General features: G+C 66.4%; 19 protein-coding genes. 8 read left to right on the top strand and 11 right to left on the bottom strand.

Annotation, left to right across the window (positions count from 1 at the left end):
• Positions 1–75 precede the first annotated feature (75 nt).
• From wecB to ACYVBS_RS12560, 3 genes are all read right to left on the bottom strand, one after another.
• Entirely contained in the window at positions 76–1,185 is a 1,110-nt protein-coding gene (gene wecB, locus ACYVBS_RS12570) for a non-hydrolyzing UDP-N-acetylglucosamine 2-epimerase (RefSeq protein ID WP_460824016.1), read from the bottom strand.
• A gap of 88 nt (positions 1,186–1,273) precedes the next feature.
• Entirely contained in the window at positions 1,274–2,212 is a 939-nt protein-coding gene (locus ACYVBS_RS12565; protein ID WP_460824015.1) for an electron transfer flavoprotein subunit alpha/FixB family protein, read from the bottom strand.
• A 17-nt stretch (positions 2,213–2,229) separates the two neighbouring features.
• Positions 2,230–2,976, bottom strand: coding sequence for an electron transfer flavoprotein subunit beta/FixA family protein (locus tag ACYVBS_RS12560; protein ID WP_460824014.1), 747 nt, complete (start codon positions 2,974–2,976; stop codon positions 2,230–2,232).
• Positions 2,977–3,151: 175 nt separating this feature from the next.
• Here ACYVBS_RS12560 and rfbB point away from each other — a divergent pair, with 175 nt between their 5' ends.
• The 7 genes from rfbB to ACYVBS_RS12525 all read left to right on the top strand — a co-directional run bounded on the left by rfbB (position 3,152) and on the right by ACYVBS_RS12525 (position 9,581).
• Positions 3,152–4,207, top strand: a complete 1,056-nt coding sequence (gene rfbB / locus ACYVBS_RS12555; RefSeq protein ID WP_460824013.1) for a dTDP-glucose 4,6-dehydratase — start codon at positions 3,152–3,154, stop codon at positions 4,205–4,207.
• A complete protein-coding gene (rfbA, locus tag ACYVBS_RS12550; protein WP_460824012.1) occupies positions 4,204–5,118 on the top strand; it encodes a glucose-1-phosphate thymidylyltransferase RfbA in 915 nt (304 codons plus the stop codon). Before rfbB ends, rfbA begins: the two co-directional genes overlap by 4 nt.
• Positions 5,119–5,124: 6 nt before the next feature.
• Entirely contained in the window at positions 5,125–5,685 is a 561-nt protein-coding gene (rfbC, locus tag ACYVBS_RS12545) for a dTDP-4-dehydrorhamnose 3,5-epimerase (protein ID WP_460824011.1), read from the top strand.
• Between the two features lies 1 nt (position 5,686).
• The gene (gene rfbD, locus ACYVBS_RS12540) at positions 5,687–6,604 is read left to right on the top strand and encodes a dTDP-4-dehydrorhamnose reductase (RefSeq protein ID WP_460824010.1); all 918 of its coding nucleotides are present in this window, start codon (positions 5,687–5,689) and stop codon (positions 6,602–6,604) included.
• Between the two features lie 83 nt (positions 6,605–6,687).
• Positions 6,688–7,425, top strand: coding sequence for a CoA transferase subunit A (locus ACYVBS_RS12535; protein WP_460824009.1), 738 nt, complete (start codon positions 6,688–6,690; stop codon positions 7,423–7,425).
• On the top strand, positions 7,425–8,051 hold the full coding sequence (locus ACYVBS_RS12530; RefSeq protein ID WP_460824008.1) for a CoA transferase subunit B: 627 nt from the start codon (positions 7,425–7,427) through the stop codon (positions 8,049–8,051). Before ACYVBS_RS12535 ends, ACYVBS_RS12530 begins: the two co-directional genes overlap by 1 nt.
• A gap of 54 nt (positions 8,052–8,105) precedes the next feature.
• Positions 8,106–9,581 carry a glycosyltransferase family protein gene (locus tag ACYVBS_RS12525; RefSeq protein ID WP_460824006.1) on the top strand — a complete coding sequence of 492 codons (1,476 nt, stop codon included), beginning with the start codon at positions 8,106–8,108 and terminating at the stop codon, positions 9,579–9,581.
• Here ACYVBS_RS12525 and ACYVBS_RS12520 read toward each other — a convergent pair.
• The 6 genes from ACYVBS_RS12520 to ACYVBS_RS12495 form a co-directional block, all read right to left on the bottom strand.
• On the bottom strand, positions 9,517–10,479 hold the full coding sequence (locus tag ACYVBS_RS12520; protein WP_460824005.1) for a glycosyltransferase: 963 nt from the start codon (positions 10,477–10,479) through the stop codon (positions 9,517–9,519). The two genes, ACYVBS_RS12525 and ACYVBS_RS12520, sit on opposite strands and share 65 nt — an antisense overlap.
• A gap of 9 nt (positions 10,480–10,488) precedes the next feature.
• A complete protein-coding gene (locus ACYVBS_RS12515) occupies positions 10,489–12,105 on the bottom strand; it encodes an electron transfer flavoprotein-ubiquinone oxidoreductase (protein ID WP_460824004.1) in 1,617 nt (538 codons plus the stop codon).
• Positions 12,106–12,276: 171 nt separating this feature from the next.
• Positions 12,277–12,939 (bottom strand): ABC-type transport auxiliary lipoprotein family protein, encoded by a 663-nt coding sequence (locus tag ACYVBS_RS12510; protein ID WP_460824065.1) that lies wholly within the window; start codon positions 12,937–12,939, stop codon positions 12,277–12,279.
• Positions 12,940–12,974: 35 nt separating this feature from the next.
• Positions 12,975–13,901: an MlaD family protein gene (locus tag ACYVBS_RS12505; RefSeq protein WP_460824003.1), complete on the bottom strand. Its 927-nt coding sequence runs from the start codon at positions 13,899–13,901 to the stop codon at positions 12,975–12,977.
• A gap of 3 nt (positions 13,902–13,904) precedes the next feature.
• Positions 13,905–14,732 carry an ABC transporter ATP-binding protein gene (locus ACYVBS_RS12500; protein ID WP_460824064.1) on the bottom strand — a complete coding sequence of 276 codons (828 nt, stop codon included), beginning with the start codon at positions 14,730–14,732 and terminating at the stop codon, positions 13,905–13,907.
• Entirely contained in the window at positions 14,708–15,853 is a 1,146-nt protein-coding gene (locus ACYVBS_RS12495; protein ID WP_460824002.1) for an ABC transporter permease, read from the bottom strand. The genes ACYVBS_RS12500 and ACYVBS_RS12495 overlap by 25 nt, the downstream gene beginning before the upstream one ends.
• Positions 15,854–15,943: 90 nt before the next feature.
• Here ACYVBS_RS12495 and ACYVBS_RS12490 point away from each other — a divergent pair, with 90 nt between their 5' ends.
• The gene (locus tag ACYVBS_RS12490) at positions 15,944–17,194 is read left to right on the top strand and encodes a threonine/serine exporter family protein (protein ID WP_460824000.1); all 1,251 of its coding nucleotides are present in this window, start codon (positions 15,944–15,946) and stop codon (positions 17,192–17,194) included.
• 125 nt (positions 17,195–17,319) lie between these two features.
• On the opposite strand, the gene ACYVBS_RS12485 is transcribed toward ACYVBS_RS12490, so the two are convergent.
• Positions 17,320–17,685, bottom strand: a complete 366-nt coding sequence (locus ACYVBS_RS12485; protein WP_460823998.1) for an H-NS histone family protein — start codon at positions 17,683–17,685, stop codon at positions 17,320–17,322.
• A gap of 310 nt (positions 17,686–17,995) precedes the next feature.
• Entirely contained in the window at positions 17,996–19,711 is a 1,716-nt protein-coding gene (locus ACYVBS_RS12480) for a proline--tRNA ligase (RefSeq protein WP_460823997.1), read from the bottom strand.
• Between the last annotated feature and the right edge of the window lie 161 nt (positions 19,712–19,872).

Here is a 19,872-nt window from a genome sequence, read left to right as displayed (position 1 = left end):
ACTTTCACCAACCACGTAGCGGCAGCTTCCATTGGCAGTTCCCCTCAAGTGCGCCCTGCATTGCAGCACCTTGGTTCAGCCCATGCTGGCGATGGCAGAACAGATCCGCGAACAAGCCTGCCCATCACCGTAGGGATTGTGCGCCATCGACATCCGCTGGTACTCGGCTCGATCATCCAACAGTCTTGAGACTTCGGACACGATGCGGGAATCGTCTGTCCCTACTAGCCGAACAGTGCCTGCATCCACGGCTTCTGGCCGCTCTGTGGTGTCACGCATGACCAGGACGGGCTTGCCCAGGGAGGGAGCCTCCTCCTGCACCCCACCGGAGTCGGTGAGAATGAGGTAGGACTGCTGCATCAGGTAAACGAACGGCAAGTAGTCCTGTGGCTCAATCAGGTGCACGTTGCCAAGTCCGCTCAGGTGGCGGCGCACTGGCTCCTGCACGTTGGGGTTGAGGTGGACAGGGTACACGATCTCTAGATCGGGACGCTGGGCCAATTCGGCCAGCGCCTTGCAGATGCGCTCGAAGCCGTCGCCGAAGTTCTCGCGACGGTGCCCGGTGACCAGCAGCAGGCGCTTGTCGGGCGAGAGGAACGGGAAACGGGCCTGCATGGCGCATCGCAGGTGCTCGTCAGCTTTCAACTTGGTGTCTACCTGGAGCAGTGCGTCGATGACGGTGTTGCCGGTGACGTGCACCGTCGACTCGTCGACGCCCTCGCGCAACAGGTTTTCCCGTGAGCCATTGGTGGGCGCGAAATGCAAGGAAGTGAGCGGTGCCGTCAAGCGGCGGTTCATTTCCTCCGGCCAAGGAGCCTGCATATTGCCTGTACGTAAACCCGCCTCCACATGGCCGACGGGAATCCTTGCATAGAAAGCTGCGAGTGCCGTGGATAACGTGGTGGACGTGTCACCGTGGACCAAGACCAGGTCGGGTTTGAGGTCTGCCAGTACGGGAGTCATACCCTGCACGATACGGGCTGTTACATCGGGTAAGGTCTGACCCGGCTGCATGATATCGAGATCAGCATCCGGTGTGATCTCGAAAAGCTCAAGTACCTGGTCGAGCATCTGCCTGTGTTGGGCGGTCACCGCAACCAAAGGCTCCAATTCGGCATGTTCGCGTAGTGCATGCACGAGCGGTGCCATCTTAATGGCCTCCGGTCTCGTGCCAAAAACCACCATCACCTTTTTCCTGGACGACATCCGCTACTAAGCTCCATTACAAACAGGGGTGCTGCAGCACCCCTTCGATTATTCAGACCACGGTGTTTCAGATTACCGCCTGCAGTTCAGGGATCAATTGGAAAAGATCTCCCACCAGACCGATATCCGCAATCTCGAAGATCGGCGCGTCACCATCCTTGTTGATCGCCACGATGGTGCCGGCGTCCTTGATGCCGGTCAGGTGCTGGATCGCGCCGGAAATGCCCACCGCGACGTACAGCTCCGGCGCGATGATCTTGCCGGTCTGACCCACCTGCAGCTCATTCGGAACATAGCCGGCATCCACCGCGGCGCGCGAGGCACCGACCGCCGCGCCCAGCTTGTCGGCCAGGTCGTAGATGATCTTGAAGTTCTCGGCCGAGCCGACGCCGCGACCGCCGGAAACCACGCGCTTGGCGCTCTGCAGGTCAGGACGGTCGGACTTGCCGGCGGCGAGGCCGACATAGCGGGTGTGGCCCGGCAGGGTTGCCGTCACCGTAGCGGCTTCGACCGCGGCAGCGCCACCCTTGCCGGCTTCCGGCCAGGACGCGGTGCGCACGGTGGCCACCACCGGTTCGTTGGCCGGCGCTTCGACCGTGACGATCGCGTTGCCCGCGTAGATCGGGCGCTTGAAGGTGTGGCTGTCTTCCACGGCCATTACGTCCGACACCTGCGACACGCCAAGCAGGGCGGCCACGCAGGGCATCAGGTCCTTGCCGAAGGTGGTGGAGGGGCCGAAGACGTGGCTGTAGCTGGCGGCCAGCGCGGCCACCTGTGGCGCCTGCACCTGGGCGATGGCGTTGGCATTGGCGGCGTTGGCCACCGTCAGCACCTTGCGCACGCCGTCGAGCGTGGCGGCCTCGGCGGCGATGGCGGCCGGGTCGGCGGCCAGCACCACGATATCGATGGCGGCGGGATTCAGCGCCTTGGCGGCGGACACGCACTTGGCGGTGGAGGGGTTGAGCTTGCCGTCGAGGTGCTCGGCGACGATCAGGACGTTGGACATGTCGTTATTCCTCGAACTCAGAGCAGGCCCTTGGCCTTCAGTGCCGCGACCAGTTCGGCCGCATCCTTCACCATCACGCCCTTGCTGCGCTTGGCCGGCGCGGCATAGTGTGTGGTCTTGAGGCCGTCGCCTTCCTGCACGCCGAGGTCGGCAAAGGCGATGGTCTCCATCGGCTTGCTCTTGGCCTTCATGATGTCGGGCAGCTTGATGAAGCGCGGCTCGTTCAGGCGCAGGTCGGTGGTGACCACGGCCGGAAGGTCGACTTCCAGCGTCTCCAGGCCGGCGTCGACCTCACGGGTCACGGTGGCCTTGCCGCCTTCGACCTCAAGCTTGCTGGCGAAGGTGGCCTGCGGGCGGCCCCACAGGGTGGCCAGCATCTGGCCGGTCTGGTTGGCGTCGTCGTCGATGGCCTGCTTGCCCAGGATGACCAGATCCGGCTGCTCCTTCTCGACCAGGTTAAGCAGGGCGCGGGCGGCGGTCAGCGACTGCAGGGGGCCATCGGCGACCACATGGATGGCGCGGTTGGCGCCCATGGCCAGGCCATTGCGCAGGTGGGCCTGGGCGTCGGCCGGGGCGATCGTGGCGACCACGACTTCGGTGGCGATGCCCTTGTCGCGCAGGCGCAGGGCCTCTTCCAGGGCGATTTCGTCGAAGGGGTTGGCCGACAGCTTCACGCCGTCGGTGACCACGCCGGAGCCGTCCGGCTTGACCTGGATGCGGACGTTGTAGTCCACCACGCGCTTGTAGCCAACGAGGATCTTCATCGTGCGGGAATTCCTGGTGGGGGTGGGCCCGGGAGCCATGAACTGACCATTTTAGCCTGTTGTGGTCGGCTCCGTGGATTTCCGTACTGTGGCGAATGTTCGTGCGTCCGGTCGCCGTATCCCGTTTCGCCCCGCCGCTACAATGGGCAGTGGAATCAACCGATCCTGGAGCAGCATGGCCACGTGGCTAGTCACCGGCGGCGCCGGTTTCATTGGCGGCAATTTCGTCCTGGAGGCTGTCCAGGCGGGCGTGAATGTCGTCAACCTTGATGCGCTGACCTATGCCGGCAACCTGGACACCTTGGCCGCCATTGCCAACGACCCGCTTCATGTCTTCGTGCACGGGGATATTGGGGGCGGGGCGCTGGTCGAGCGCCTGCTCGCCGAGCACCGGCCTGACGCCGTCATCAACTTCGCGGCCGAGAGCCACGTCGACCGCTCCATCGATGGCCCTGCCGCCTTCGTGCAGACCAACGTGGTGGGCACCCTGAGCCTGCTGGAGAAGACGCGCGACTACTGGAAGTCGCTGGACGCCCCGGCGCGAGATGCCTTCCGCTTCCTGCACGTGTCCACCGACGAGGTGTACGGCACGCTGGGCGAGACCGGCAAGTTCACCGAGACCACGCCGTACGCGCCCAATTCGCCGTACTCGGCGTCGAAGGCCGCGTCCGACCACCTGGTGCGCGCGTTCCACCACACCTACGGGCTGCCGGTGCTGACCACCAACTGCAGCAACAACTACGGGCCGTACCAGTTCCCGGAGAAGCTCATCCCGCTGGTGATTGCCAAGGCGCTGGCCGGTGAGCCGCTGCCGGTGTACGGCGACGGCCTGAACGTGCGCGACTGGCTGTACGTGGGCGATCACTGCGCCGCGATCCGCCGCGTGCTGGAAGCGGGCCGCATCGGTGAGACCTACAACGTCGGCGGCGACGCCGAGCGCACCAACATCACCGTGGTCAAGACGATCTGCGCGCTGCTGGATGCACGCCGACCGCTGGCCGACGGCCGCGCGCGCGAGTCGCTGATCACCTATGTCAAGGACCGCCCCGGCCATGACCGCCGTTACGCGATCGATGCGTCGAAGCTGCAGTCCGAGCTTGGCTGGGCGCCATCGGTGACGTTCGAGGAAGGTATCGCGCGCACCGTGGACTGGTACCTCGATAACCAGCCGTGGGTGCAGCGCGTGCTGGACGGCAGCTACCGGCTGGAACGCATCGGGGGCGTGGCATGACCGCGCATGTTCCGGTGGCGTCCACCAGCGGCCGCAAGGGCATCATCCTGGCCGGTGGTTCGGGCACCCGGCTGTATCCGATCACCCAGGCGATCAGCAAGCAGCTGCTACCGGTGTATGACAAGCCGATGATCTACTACCCGCTCAGCGTGTTGATGCTGGCGGGGATCCGCGAAGTGCTGGTGATCAACACCCCGCACGAGCAGGCGTTGTTCAAGGCGCTGCTGGGCGATGGCTCGCAGTGGGGCATGAAGATCGAGTACGCCGTGCAGCCCAGTCCCGACGGGCTGGCGCAGGCGTTCCTGATCGGCCGGGAATTCCTCGCCGGCAGCCCGAGCTGCCTGGTACTGGGTGACAACATTTTCCACGGCCCCGGCTTGACCGCGATGCTGCGCCGCGCGGACGAACGCCTGGAAGGCGCGACCGTGTTCGGCTATTGGGTCAAGGACCCGGAGCGCTATGGCGTGGCCGAGTTCGACGCCGATGGCCGCGTGGTGGGCTTGGAGGAAAAGCCGCCCGTGCCGCGCTCCAACTACGCGGTGACGGGGCTGTATTTCTACGATGGGCGGGCCAGCGACTTCGCGGCGGGCCTGAAGCCGTCGCCGCGCGGCGAGCTGGAAATCACCGACCTCAACAAGTGCTACCTGGAAGAAAGCGCGCTGCACCTGGAGCGCCTGGGCCGCGGCTACGCCTGGCTGGACACCGGCACCCACCAGTCGCTGCTCGAGGCTTCCAACTACATCGAGACGATCGAGGCGCGCCAGGGCCTGCGTGTGTGCTGCCCGGAAGAGATCGCCTGGAACAACCGCTGGATCGGCAATGATGACCTGGTGCGCTTGGCCAAGCCGCTGAGCAAGAACGGCTATGGGCAGTACCTGCTCAGCCTGATCGACCGCGGCTACGTGCCCTGAGGACACATGAAAGTCATTGAAACCGATCTGCCAGGCTGCCTGGTGTTTGAGCCGCGCGTCTTTGGCGACGATCGCGGCTACTTCTTCGAGTCGTTCAACCAGGACAAGCTGGCGCCGCTGGGCCTGTCCCCGCGCTTCGTGCAGGGCAACGTCTCGCGCTCGGCGCGCGGCGTGCTGCGCGGGCTGCACTACCAGTGGCCCAATCCGCAGGGCAAGTACGTGTCGGTACTGGAAGGCGAGGTGTGGGACGTGGCCGTGGACATCCGTCGCGGTTCGCCCACCTTCGGCAAGTGGACGGCCGTGCTGTTGAGCGCGGAGAACAAGCGTCATTTCTGGATCCCCGAAGGGTTCGCCCACGGCTTCGTGGCGCTGAGCGAGCACGCGCTGTTCACCTACCTGTGCACGGCCACCTACGACGCGGCCGCCGATGCCAACGTGCGTTGGGACGACCCGGCACTGGGGATCGACTGGCCGGTGGCCGAGCCGGCATTGTCGGCGAAGGATGCGGTCGCGCCGTTGCTGGCGGACATCCCGCTGGATCGCCTGCCCGTCTACGAAGGCGCTTGAAGTGCGGATCCTGCTGATCGGCGGCAATGGCCAAGTCGGGCATGCATTGCGGCGGAGTCTGATGCCGTTGGGGCAGGTGGTGGTCACCACCCGAACCGGTCTCCTGCCCGAGGGCGGGGCATGCGAAGCCCTGGACCTGGCCATGCCGGGCGATGCGGCGCGCACCGTGCGTCGAGTGGACCCGGACATAGTGGTGAATGCCGCCGCGTGGACCGCAGTGGACAAGGCGGAGACGGAGCGCGAGGCCGCCTTCCGCGCCAACGCGGGTGCGGTGGACGAGATCGCGCGCGCATGCGCCGAGCGCGATGTGCCGCTGGTGCATTACTCCACCGACTATGTCTTCGACGGAAGCGCCTCGCGCCCGTACCTGCCGGAGGACCCGACGGCCCCGCTGGGCGTGTACGGTGCCAGCAAGCTGGCCGGCGAGCAGGCCATCCGGGACAGCGGCGTGCGCCATCTCATCCTGCGCACGGCGTGGGTGTATGGGCTGCATGGGCACAATTTCCTGCGCACGATGCTGCGCCTGGGCGCCGAGCGGGAGGAGTTGCGCGTGGTGGCCGACCAGGTGGGCGGGCCGACACCCGCGTGGCTGATCGCGGACGTCACCGCCGCGATCCTGCAGCAGGGCATCGGGAGTGGCGGGACGCACCATCTGGTCGCGGACGGGCAGACGAGCTGGCACGGCTTCGCCGAGGCGATCATGGACGAAGCAGTGGCCGTGGGCCTGCTCGCCAAGCGACCCCGCGTCGTGCCGATCACCACGGCGGATTACCCGACGCCGGCGGCACGTCCGGCGTGGTCGGTGCTCGACACCGGCTCGTTGCGGCAGCGCTGGTCGATCGCGCTGCCCGCGTGGCGGGACGCGCTGGTCACCACGCTGGGCGGCGGCCAGGGCGGCCAGGGCGGCCAGGGCGGCTGAGGCCGTCCATGCCCACTCGTACAGTGTCGGGCCCCGTGGCACACCGGTAAACTTGGCGCCCTCCCGCAATGGAGTTGTGCCCCATGGCCGAAGCCACCGCCGTGTCCCCCACGGCCAAGAAGAGCAAGGTGTTCCCCTCTGCCGCTGCCGCCCTCGACGGGCTGGTGGCCGACAACCAGACCCTGGCGGTCGGCGGTTTCGGCCTGTGTGGCATTCCCGAAGCCTTGATCGCCGCGCTGCGCGATTCGGGCGTGAAGGGCCTGACCGCGATTTCCAACAACGCCGGCGTCGACGGCTTCGGCCTCGGCCAGCTGCTGGCGACGCGGCAGATCCGCAAGATGATCTCGTCCTACGTGGGCGAGAACAAGGAATTCGAACGCCAGTACCTGGCCGGTGAGCTGGAGTTGGAGTTCAATCCGCAGGGCACGCTGGCTGAGCGCCTGCGCGCGGGCGGTGCCGGCATCCCGGCGTTCTTCACCGCCACCGGTTACGGCACCATCGTCGCCGAGGGCAAGGAAACCCGCGAGATCGACGGCAAGCACTACGTGCTGGAGACTGCGCTCAAGGCCGACGTGTCGCTGGTGAAGGCCTGGAAGGCCGACAAGGCCGGCAACCTGGTGTTCCGCAAGACCGCGCGCAATTTCAACCCGGCCTGCGCGATGGCCGGCCAGGTCTGCGTGGTCGAGGTCGAGGAACTGGTGGAGATCGGCGAGATCGATCCGGACCACGTGCACCTGCCCGGCATCTACGTCGATCGCATCGTGGTCAACGCCACGCCCGAGAAACGCATCGAACAGCGCACCGTGCGAGGAGCGAAGTAATGGCCTGGACCCGTGACGAAATGGCGCAGCGCGCCGCGCAGGAGCTGAGTGACGGCGCCTACGTGAACCTCGGCATCGGCTTGCCGACGCTGGTGGCCAACTACATCCCCGACGGGATGGACGTGTGGCTGCAGTCGGAGAACGGCCTGCTGGGCATCGGTCCGTTTCCGACCGACGACGAAGTCGATGCCGACCTGATCAACGCCGGCAAGCAGACCGTCACCACGATGCCAGGCGCCAGCTTTTTCGGCAGCCATGATTCATTCGCGATGATCCGTGGTGGGCACATCGACCTCGCCATCCTCGGTGCGATGCAGGTGACCGACAGGGGCGACCTGGCGAACTGGATGGTGCCCGGCAAGATGGTCAAGGGCATGGGCGGCGCGATGGACCTGGTGGCCGGCGTGAAGCGCGTGGTGGTGCTGATGGAGCACACCGCCAAGAACGGCGAGCACAAGATCCTGCCGGAATGCACGCTGCCGCTGACGGGCGTGGGCGTGGTCAATCGCATCATCACCGACCTGGCGGTGATGGACGTGACCAACGAGGGCTTGAGGCTGGTGGAGTTGGCGCCTGGGGTGACCGAGGACGAGTTGGTGGAGAAGACCGGCGTGGCGCTTGCCTGACGCTGGCATGCCTTAACATCTTCGTGGTGTGAGCTCGCTGCGATGGTAATGAGCATGGATGGCACGGTGAAAGGAGTCCCAGTGGCACGTTTTGTCGGGACGGTGGGTACGTCACGCTTGATGCTGCGCGAGCACGCGATCGTGATGGCTACCGTTTTGGCAGTGAAGCTGGCCTGGTTGCTGGCGGACGCCACTCTGCGCCTCTACATGGGCGACTCAATGGTCTTCATGCAGGCGGGCGCCTCGTTCAGCGGCGTTGGCGCCCGGTCCTATCCTTATGGATGGGTGCTGCATTGGGTGGCGTTCCCGTTCATGACGCCCTGGGCAATCCTGCTGTGGCAGTCGTTGTGGGGCGCGCTGACCTCGTGGGCCTTGTTCGGGTTCCTGCGCCATGGCGTTGGCCTGCCGTTCGCGTTCAGCTTGGTTCCAGCACTGTTGCTGTCCGGCGAGCCGGCGCAGGTATTCATGGAGCGGATGGTGATGGCCGAGTCGTTTGGTCTGCTGGCGTTCGTGGCAACACTGCTATTGCTCTCGGCCTACCTTGCGCGGGGTAACGGGTGGTGGTACCTGATGGCGTGCGGTATGGGGCTGCTGGCTGGTGCGTTGCGCACTAATGTCCTGCCGGTGGTCATGGGGCTGGGCGTCGTCACCCCGTTGATTCGACTGATGGCGACGGGCGTAGGGACGCGGCCGACGCGCGCCGCGATGCAACTCCTGTTGCCCTTTGCGATGCTGGTAGTAAGCCACGTCGCGTACACCGTGGCTTACGGGCGGGCAGCAGGTCAATCTCCGGGTTACCTCGTGCACACCGGCATGATGCGGATCGGTCTAGTTGCGCCGTTGGTGCGCCCTGAGCATTTCGAAGGAACGGGCGTCTCAGGCGACATCCTGAAACAGGTGCACAGGCCACTGAATGACCACTGGCAGCGTGGTCACCACATCTGGGCGGAGGACGGCTTATGGCGACAAATTGAACGCCATTCGCCCAACCCCGAGTTGGTGGCACGCACCGTGACGCGCCGGGCGATGCTGTCCGACCCGGTTGGACTACTGGCGATTAACTTCGACACTTTGGGGGGCTACTTCAACTCCGACAAGGTTTACTGGAGGATGATGGACGACAAAGGTGTCATCGCGCCGTCCGAACGCGACCTGGAGCTTGTGCAGGAGTGGTTGAACTGGGATGCACGAGGCGTGGATGCCCAAGAAACGCCCGCCAGGCGGTACTTCGCTGCGTCGCACGCGTGGCTAACCGCTTGCCTGTTGGCGTTGGCGCCGTTGGCACTGGTATCCGTAGCAATGGGGTGGGGCAGCCGCAATTGGCCCCAAGTACTGCTGCTGGCGTTCGCCTCTTGGGGACTGGTTGCGTCACACCTGCTGTTCGCGCATATCGTCTCTTTCCGCTACCTGCACTCGTTTCCCTGGTTCGTGCTGGCGAATCTTTCGACCATCGTGTGGTTCACGATCAGGCGCTGGCGCGGTATCCACACGCCGTCGGTGATGGAACCCGCAGGTACGCCAGTGCCTTGATCTCGCGGCGCCCTTTGGCGACCGCGTGCAGGATGATGCCCGCGAGCAACGACAAGACGGAGAGGGTCATGAGCGACGCGGCAAGAATCGCGGTCGGGATCCGAGGCACCAGCCCTGTCTGCAGGTAGGTGAGCAGTAGAGGTATGCCCAGCGCCACCGATGAGGTCGCAAGCAATCCGGCGACACTTCCGTAAAAGGCGATCGGACGTTCGGTGCTGAAAAGCTTCAGCATCGTTCGCAGGATGCGGAAACCGTCGCGCCACGTGTTGAGCTTGCTGGCAGAGCCTTCAGGGCGCTCGCCATAGGGCGTCGTCACCTCGGCAACTGGTACGCGGAGCTCGAGGGCATGGACGGTGAGTTCGGTTTCGATTTCGAAGCCGCTGGCTTCGGCCGGGAAACTCTTGACGTAGCGGCGGGAGAATGCGCGGTAGCCAGACAGGATGTCGCGGCACGGGCGACCGAACAACCACGACAGGAAGCCAGTGAGCGCCCGGTTACCCCAGGCATGGCCGGGGCGGTAAGCGTTGTCCTGGTTGGCCTGCCGGATGCCGACCACCATGTCGCTGCCCTGCAGTACCGCCTGCACCAGCTTTGGCGCGCATGCCGCGGAGTACGTGGCATCGCCGTCGACCAGCACGTAGACATCGGCCTCGATGTCGGCGAACTGGCGGCGCACCACGTTACCCTTGCCTTGCAGCACGACACGGCTGACCCGCGCACCGGACTCATGGGCGAGTTGCGCCGTATCATCGGTGGAGTTGTTATCACCAACGAAGATCTCTGCCTGCGGCAGCGTGTGACGAAATTCGGCGATGACCCGCCCGATCGTCACCGCTTCATTGAAGCAAGGGACCAGAATCGCCACCCGGGGCGTAGACTTAATACTGAGTGCGTCCAAGGTTGCTTCTCACAGATTCTGGTAGTTCGGCCCCGAACCGCCTTCCGGCGTGACCCAGTCGATGATCTGGTAAGGGTCCTTGATGTCGCAGGTCTTGCAGTGCACGCAGTTGGCGGCATTAATTTGCAGGCGCTTGCCCGCCTCGTCCTGCACGATCTCGTACACGCCGGCCGGACAGAACCGGGTACAGGGGTTGTCGTACTCCTCGGCGCAGCGCGTCACGCACACCGAGGTGTCGTGCACGCGCAGGTGCACGGGCTGGTCCTCGTCGTGCTCGGTTGCGGCGAAGTAGACGCTGGCCAAGCGATCCCGCGGGGCGAGGGTGCGTTCAAGGTAGTCGCGCTTGGGCTGCTCCTGGGCACCGACCTTGTCCAGCGAGGACCAGTCCGGCTTGTTCTTCAGCGTCCAAGGAGACAGGCCGCCGGTCGCGGTCTCCCACGCGGCGTTCAGCATGCCGAACCACAGGCCGCGCTTGAAGCCCGGCTTGATGTTGCGAACCTTCTTCAGTTCCGCCATCGCATCGGACGCGCGCAACTTGGCGTCGAAGCCTTCCGGTGCCAACTGCGAGGCCACCAGGTGCTCGGCGGCGAGCATGCCGCTGCGGATCGCCTGATGGGTACCCTTGACCTTGGGAACGTTGAGCAGGCCCGCGGTGTCGCCGATCAGCAGCGCGCCGGGCATCTCGCACTGGGGCAGCGACTGCCAGCCGCCGGTGACGATGGCGCGCGCACCTGCGGAGACGATGCTGCCGCCTTCCAGCAGCGGCTTGATCATCGGGTGGTTCTTCCATTGCTGGAAGGCCTCCCACGGCTTGTATTCGGGGTCCTTGTAATCCAGGCCACTGACATAGCCCAGCGCGATCCGGCCCTTGTCCAGGTGGTACAGGAAGCTGCCGCCGTAGGTGTGGCTGTCGGCCGGCCAGCCGAGACTGTGCACGATCTTGCCCGGCTGCACGCGGTCCTCGGGGACCTGCCACAGTTCCTTGATGCCGATCGAATACGCCTGCGGGTCGCTGTCCTTGTCCAGTGCGAAGCGCTTGACCAGGCGCTTGGTGAGGTGGCCGCGGGCGCCTTCGGCGAGCACGGTGACCTTGGCGCGGATGTCGATACCGGCGGTGTAGCCCGGCTTGTGCGTCCCGTCCTTGGCCACGCCCATGTCGCCGATGCGCACGCCGATGACCTTGCCGTCGGCGTCATGCAACGTCTCCGCGGCCGCGAAGCCGGGGTAGATTTCGACGCCCAATGCCTCGGCCTGCGGCGCCAGCCACGCGCACATGGCGCCGAGGCTGACGATGACGTTGCCGTGGTTGTTCATGCCCGGCGGCACCGGCAGCTTGCGGCCGCCGTCCTTGCTGAGCAGCCAGAATTCGTCGTCGGTGGCGGGCACGCAGATCGGCGGCGGATTGTCGCGCCAGTTGGGCAGCAGGGCATCCAGCGGGCCGGTTTCGATCACCGCGCCAGAGAGGATCTGCGCGCCAATGGTCGAGGCCTTCTCGATCACGCAGACCGAGATGTCCGGATTGAGCTGTTTCAGGCGGATCGCGAACGACAGGCCGGCGGGGCCTGCGCCCACGGTGACGACGTCGTATTCCATCACGTCGCGTTCGATTTCGGCCTGGTCGGTCATGCTGGCGTCCCCGCTTGCGTCAATTCCGCCATTGTCGCGGGTTTCGGCTAGAGCACCAAATCCAAACGACCGTGGCTGACCTGTTGAGGAGGCCGTATTGCGGACGGGCGGTCATGGCGTGCGCGTCTGGCGCAGGCGGTCGGGTCCGCGCCGCCGCGGTCTGGCGGACGCTCAGCGCGCTGGCGTCGCGGCCCCTGTCGCCAAGGTCCACCCCGCCAGATCGCGCGCCATGCCGGCGAGCGCGGTCTCGAACGCATCCACCACTGAGGGCACCGCGGTGTCGCGCGCGGGCACCGCCTGCAGGAAGGTGCGCGAGGCGACCACGTCGGGGGCAGTGCCGTGGAGCAGCTTGGCACGCACTTCGATGGTCGCCGCGGGTTGGCCGCTGGCGTAATCGGACTCGAAGCGGCGCAGGTCCAGCACGAGGCGGTAGTCGGTGGCGATGCCCGTTCCCTGTCGGCTGACCACGCCGATGCGGCCGGAATCTTCCAGCGCGCGGAGGAGGGCATCCTCCAGCATCTCGCTGGGGCGCTTGGCCCACTGCGCGCCCTTGTACACCTGCAGTTCCTGGGGGGTCGGGCGCACGGCGATGCGCGCACTGTCGATCGCGCGCGCGGCCGAGGGCTGCGCCACCGTCAGCGACCACGTGACCGACGGCCAGTCGGGCTGCACCTGCACGCGCGGATCCGGCGCGTACTGGACGACGCCGTCGCCCTTGCCGGCGCCCAGCAGTGCGCAGCCGCCCAGGGACGCGATCAGCCCAGCGGCCAACATGGCGCGAGCCAGGAAACCAATGCGCGTCAGGAGCCGCGAAGGGGAACGGGTAGGGTTCATCAGTAGCGAACGGAGGGCGGTCGGCTTGGCGAGGCTCATTTCGGCTCGAACTCCTTGGGCGCGTCCCGCCCGAGCAGGTAATCGGCGGCGCCGCTGTCGAGGCGGTCACTCATGCGGCGCAGGTCACGGACCAGCACGCGCAATTCGGTGAGTGTCGGCGCGATCTGGCCGAGGCCGTCATTGGTGAAGCTTCGGATGGCACCGCGGTTTTCGTTGATCAGGGCATCGGCACCGCCGACCGCACTGTCGAGGCGGGTCAAGGTGCTGTCCAGTTTCGCGATCAGCGGCGGCAGCTTGGCGACCAGCTCCCGGTCGAGGTCTTCCACTGCGCCCTGCGTGGTGGCCAAGGTCGAGGTCAGCTGTTCGCTGGCCTTGCGGCCGTTGACGATCAGCGCGCGCAGATCCTCGCGCTGGTCGGCCACCGAGCCAGTCATCGCCTCGATGTGCTCAAGCGTGTTGGCGATGCGCTTGACGTTCTCCTCGCTGAGCACCTGGTCCAGCCGCGCCACGAGGCGGTTGGCGGTGTCGGCGATGTTCTGCAGCGCGGAGGCTTCCGTCTGGATGACGGGGGCCTCGCGGCGGTCGGTGTCGGTAAGCGACGGGCTGTTCGGGCTGCCACCCGTGAGCTGGATGAAGGGCGTACCGGTGATGCCGGTGATCGAGAGCTTGGCACGCGTGTCGGACTTAACCGGCGTGTCCGCCTGGACGCGGAGGTTGGCGATCACCCGGCGCGGGTCATCCGGTGCCAGCCGAAGCGTCTTCACCGTGCCCACGGAAATGCCGTTGTACTGCACCGAGCTGCCTTCGCTGAGGCCCGTGACCGGCTCGTTGAAAATCACGACGTAATCCTGCCAGCCGCGCTCGGACGAGTACTTGGCCGCCCACAATGCGAACAGCAGGATGAACAGCGTCACCACGATCGAGAACGCGCCGATGAGGACGTAGTTGGCCTTGGTTTCCATGGATCAAAGGTCCCGGTTGGCGGCGTGGGCGTCGCGCGCGGCGCGACCGCGGGGGCCGTGGAAATAGGACTGCACCCACGGGTGGTCCAGCTTCTCTACTTCGGCGACCGGGGCGCAGGCAATCACCCGACGGTCGGCCAGCACCGCGATGCGGTCGCAGATGGTGTAGAGGGTATCGAGATCGTGGGTGATCAGGAACACGGTCAGCCCCAGTGCGCGCTTCAGCGTCAGGATCAGCTGGTCAAACGCCGCAGCGCCAATGGGATCGAGGCCGGCCGTGGGCTCGTCGAGAAACAGCAGGGGCGGATCGAGGGCGAGTGCCCGTGCCAGGCCGGCGCGCTTGCGCATGCCGCCCGACAGTTGCGAGGGCAGCTTGTCCAAGGCGTCGGCTGGCAGCCCGGCGAGCTTGACCTTGAGCAGCGCCAGTTCGTAGCGCAACGAGTCGGGCAGGTCGCGGTGATGCTCCTTGAGCGGCACCTGGACGTTCTCCCCCACGGTCAGGGAGGAGAACAATGCGCCATCCTGGAACAGCACGCCGGTGTTGCGCTCGATCTCGCGGCGGCTTTCGTCGTCATTGCGGCGCGCATCGATCCCGAATACCTCAATCTGCCCGGCGACAGGCTCCTGGAGGCCCAGGATCGTGCGCATCAGCACCGATTTGCCGCTGCCCGAGCCACCAACGACGCCCAGGATCTCGCCCGGGCGCACGTCCAGGTCGAGGTCTTCGTGCACGACCTGTTCGCCGAAGCGGTTGGTGACGCCGCGCACGCGGATGGCCGGCGTGGCATCGGGGGCGAGGACGGCGTTCAGAAGTTCATCTCCATGAACCAGATGGCGGCCAGCGCATCCAGCACGATCACCATCGAGATGGCCTGCACCACGCTGGAGGTGGTGCGCTCGCCCACCGACTGCGCCGTGCCCTGCACCTGCAGGCCTTCCAGGCAGCCGATCAGCGCAATCACCACCGCGAACATCGGTGCCTTCACCAGGCCGACGATGAAGTGGCGCACCTCCATCGTGTCCTGCATGCGCGACAGGTACTGGGGCGGGGGTATGTCGAGTCCGTACGCGCCCACGGTCAGGCCGCCGAGCAGGCCGAACACCATGGCGACGAACGTGAGCAGCGGCAGCATCACCACCAACGCCAGCAGTCGCGGGATGACCAGCAGGTCGATCGGATCCATGCCCAGCGTGCGGATCGCATCGACTTCCTCGCGGCTCTTCATGGCGCCGATCTGCGCAGTGAAGGCGCTGGCGGTGCGGCCGGCGAGGATGATGGCGGTCAGCAGCACGCCAAACTCGCGCAGGAAGGAGATGTTGACCAGTTCGACCACGTAGATGACCGCGCCGAAATCGCGCAGCACGTTGGCCCCGAGGAACGCGACCACCGCGCCGACCATGTAGCAGAGCAGCGCCACCAGCGGCACCGCGTCCAGGCCGACCTGCTCCATGTGGTGCACGGTGGCGGTCGGACGAAAGCGCGTGGGCTCCCGCACCATGCGCACCAGCTTGGCCAGCACTTCGCCCAGGAACGCCAGCAGCGCAGTGGACTCCTTCAGGTTGTCCACCACCGAGTGGCCCATGCGCTCCAGCGCGGCGTTGACGCCGTACTCGCGCTTGCGCTTGGGGCGATCGTCGGCCACGTCTTCGATGGCCCCGACCAAGGCACGGTGGCGCTCGTGGAAGGCGAACGTGGCGAAATCAAGGTCGCGACGGCGGGCGAAGCGCATCAGCTGCAACACGCCGAGGGAGTCCAAGCGGTCCACGCCGGTGGCATCCACCGACGACGCGTCCTGGGGTACGTCCGACAGCCGCTGCCGAATCGCATCGGCATGGTCGAGCGTCCACGCCCCCGTCAGGCGGATCTGCGAAGGTTGGTGCGGGTCGGTGGTGAGCTCGGGCTGTCGCACGGAGTGGGGGCGGGCGGCGGTATCGGGCACTGGGACGAGCATACAGGCTCGGTGCCATCGCGTGTCCGGACCGTGATGAAAGCGCTCGTCGGACGCTATCGATCCACTGTCTTGCGTGCCATGCTTGCCGCCATGTCGACCCACGCGCTGCACAGTGCCGCCAGCTACGCGGACCGTATCAACTTCCTCATTGAACTCGCCGAGCGGCTCCACCTGTACGGCACCACCGCGCAGCGCTTGGAGGGCGCCGTCACCGCGACTGCGCAGCGGCTGGACGTGGAGTGCGAGCCCTGGTCCAACCCCACGGGCATGATCCTGACGTTCAGTGACCCGACGCGGCCGCCCGGGGAGCGTGATACGACGCGCGTGCTGCGGTTGCCGTTGGGGCAGAACGACCTGTACCGGCTGGCCGAAACCGATCGGATTGCCGAAGAAGTGATCGCCGGTCGCATGGGACTCGCCGAGGCCCATGCCGCCATGGGGGCGCTGGACCGTCCGCCCGGCCTTCGCGCGCGGTTGATGGAAGTGTTGGCCTTTGGACTGGCGGCGGCGGGCGTGGGGGGACTGTTCCGCTTGCCCTGGCTGGACATTGGCGTCGCGGGCGTCAACGGCCTGCTAACCGGCTGGCTGGTGCAGTACGCCGCGTCCCGGCCACAGTTGCGCGAAACCCTGGACGCGGTGGCGGCGGTGCTCGCTGCGACGGTGGCGATCCTGGTGGCCAGCCTGGTGGCGCCCCTCAACCAGAACACCGTGATCATTGCCTCGCTGGTGGTGCTGCTACCTGGCCTGGCACTGACCAACGCCGTCAACGAACTCAGCAGCCAGCACCTCATGTCCGGCACGGGACGGTTCGCGGGGGCGGTCACGACCGTGATGCAGCTGGCGGTGGGCGTGATCATCGCCCTGTACGTGGCGGACCTGGTCGGGTTGAAGCCGCAGGTGCGCGCCTTGCGCCCGCAAAGCGACTGGGTGGAGTGGCTGGCGCTGGTGGCCGCGGCGTTTGCGTTTGCGGTGCTGTTCAAGGCACATCGGCGCGATTACCCGCGGGTGATGCTCGCAGCCGCATCGGGCTATCTCATTTCCCGCTACGCGGGGCAGGCCTTTGGGACGCCCGCGGGCGTGTTCCTGGCGGCACTGGCGATGACCGCGGCCGGTAACGCGTACGCGCGCTGGTGGCACCGGCCCGGCGCGATCATCCGCGTGCCAGGCATCATCATGCTGGTGCCCGGCAGCATCAGTCTTCGCGGCCTGCTCAGCCTGCTGCAGACCCAGGATGTCAACGCAGGGCAGGAAGCGATCCTGGCGGTGATCAATATCCTGCTGGCGCTGATCGCCGGCTTGCTGTTCGGCAATCTGCTGCTGTCCGCGCGGCGGAACCTGTAACCACGCCAGCGGTGCGCGCATGCGGCGCACGCAGTTTGGAAGCCCCAAGCAACGACGCCGGCACGGGGCCGGCGTCGGTGGGTGTCACGGGTGGCCGGCCTCGGTGGTCGCCGGGCCGTGATGAATCACTTGATCAGGAACTCGTCCAGGCTGCGGCCCGAGGCCGTCAGCGCGGCCAGCCAGCGCGGCTGTTTGCCGCGGCCCGACCAGGTTTCGGTGGAGTTGCCGGGGTTGCGGTACTTGGGGGTCACCTTGCTGCCCGCCGTCGATTTGCGCGCGGCTGCCTTCCTGGGAGTCGCGGCCCGGACGGTGCTGCCACCTGCACCGAACAATTCGGCCACGGTGTAGCCCTCGGCCTTGATCAGTGCCATCACCTTCTTGCGCACCGCGGCGATGGGCTTGCGCTTGGCAAGCGTCGTCTTGCGCTTCTTGGCCTGAGTGATCAGCGCCTGCAGTTCCTTGGCGGACAGGGTGTCGAGATTGATCGACATGAAACCTCCGGTAATGGTCGGGATTATCCCAGTCGTGCGGGCGGGATATACGGGCCGCGGTATGCGGCGTACGCGGCCGATAGTAATGCGCCAGTTCGTGCCGGTAAATGCGGCTAATGAACGAGGTGGTTATCGCGAGCGGCCGAGGCGGTGAAACGAAACCGGTTTTTTCCGCGATTATTCCCGTCGCTTGATCGGCAGGTTTCCCGGGCACCGGCGTGGCCAGGCAATGGGTGCGCAAACAAAAACCCGGCCTTTCGGCCGGGTTTTCGTGGATGGCACGCGTCTGCCGTTGGACAGCGCGTGGCAATCAGCCAGCCAGCCCCAGCTTTTCACGCAGGCCTGCATGGTCGAGATTCTCGGCTTCGCTGGCACGGCGGTGGCGATATTCAAACGTGCCTGCGGCCACGCCACGCTCGGACACGACGATCCGGTGCGGGATGCCGATCAACTCCATGTCCGCGAACATCGCGCCCGGGCGCAGGCCACGATCGTCCATCACGGTTTCAATGCCGGCGGCATTGAGTTCGCGGTACAGCGCCTCGGCGGCCTCGGCCACGGCCGCATCCTTCTTCGGGTTGATCACGCACACTGCGGCCTGCCACGGCGCCATCGCGTCAGACCAGCACACGCCGTTGTCGTCGTGGTTCTGCTCGATGGCGGCGGCGACGATGCGCGACACGCCGATGCCGTAGCAGCCCATCAGCGGCACGGCGGCCTTGCCGGTTTCGTCCAGCACCGTGCACTTCATCGCCTCGGCGTAGCGGCGGCCGAGCTGGAACACGTGGCCGACCTCGATGCCGCGCGCGATGCCCAGCGTACCGTGGCCATCGGGCGACGGATCACCTTCGACCACGTTGCGGATGTCGGCGACTTCGGGTTCCGGCAGGTCGCGGCCCCAGTTGACGCCGGCCAGGTGGAAGCCGTTCTCGTTGGCGCCGACCACGAAGTCGGCCATGGCCGCCACGCTGCGGTCGGCGACCACGCGGATCGGGCGCACGGCGTTGATCGGGCCGAGGAAGCCGGGCTGCGCGCCCAGGTGCTCGACGATTTCCGCTTCGGTCGCCAGGCGGTACTCACCCAGGCCGGCGAGCTTGGGCAGCTTGATCTCGTTGACGACGTGGTCTCCGCGCACCAGCGCCAGCACGAACTGCGGGTTGCCCTCGGCATCCTCGCCCATGATCGCAACGGACTTGGCGGTGCGCTCCAGCCCAATGCCCAGCAGCGCGGCCACGTCCTCGCAGGTCTTCTGCGTGGGGGTGTCGACCCTGCGCATGGCCTCGCTGGCGGCCGGGCGCGGACCCGGGGCCACGGCCTCGGCCAGCTCCACGTTGGCCGCGTAGTCCGAACCGGTGGAGAAGGCGATCGCATCCTCACCCGAGTCGGCCAGCACGTGGAACTCGTGCGAGGCGTTGCCGCCGATCGCGCCGGTATCGGCGAACACCGCGCGGAACTTCAGCCCGAGGCGGGTGAAGATGCGGCTGTAGGTGTCGTACATGTTGCGGTATTCGCGCGCCAGGTCGTCCTCGCTGATGTGGAACGAGTAGGCGTCCTTCATCAGGAACTCGCGCGCGCGCATCACGCCGAAGCGGGGGCGGATCTCGTCGCGGAACTTGGTCTGGATGTTGTAGAAGTTGACCGGCAGCTGCTTGTAGCTGGACAGCTCGCTGCGCGCGAAGTCGGTGATGACCTCCTCGGCGGTGGGGCCGTAGCAGTAGCCGGCCTCCTTGCGATCCTTGATCTTGAGCAGCTGGCCGCCGAACTTCTCCCAGCGGCCCGTCTCTTCCCACAGCTCCTGCGGCTGGATGGTCGGCATCAGCAGCTCGATCGCGCCGGCGGCGTCCATCTCCTCGCGCACCGCGCGCTCGACCTTGCGCAGCACGCGCAGCCCCAGCGGGGTCCAGGTGTACAGGCCGGCCGCGAGCTTGCGGATCATGCCGGCCTTGAGCATCAGCTTGTGGCTGATGATCTCGGCGTCGGCCGGGGTTTCCTTGGTGGTGTGGAGGTGGAACTGCGACAGGCGCATCGATGGGGCTTCACGCGGAGGGAAGCGGCCATTTTGCCATGGGTGCGGGGCTGCCACCGCTGGCGGCCCGCTGGGACGCGGGCGGGAGTGGCCGTATTGCCCCCGCAGAGTGCCCGGAGTGCGGGGGATTACGCCGGCGTCGGGCCCGTGCTCCCAGGCGG

Source organism: Lysobacter olei (genome assembly GCF_054777355.1).
Note: the sequence above shows the minus strand (reverse complement) of the source record. Positions and strands in the feature narration are given on the sequence as shown.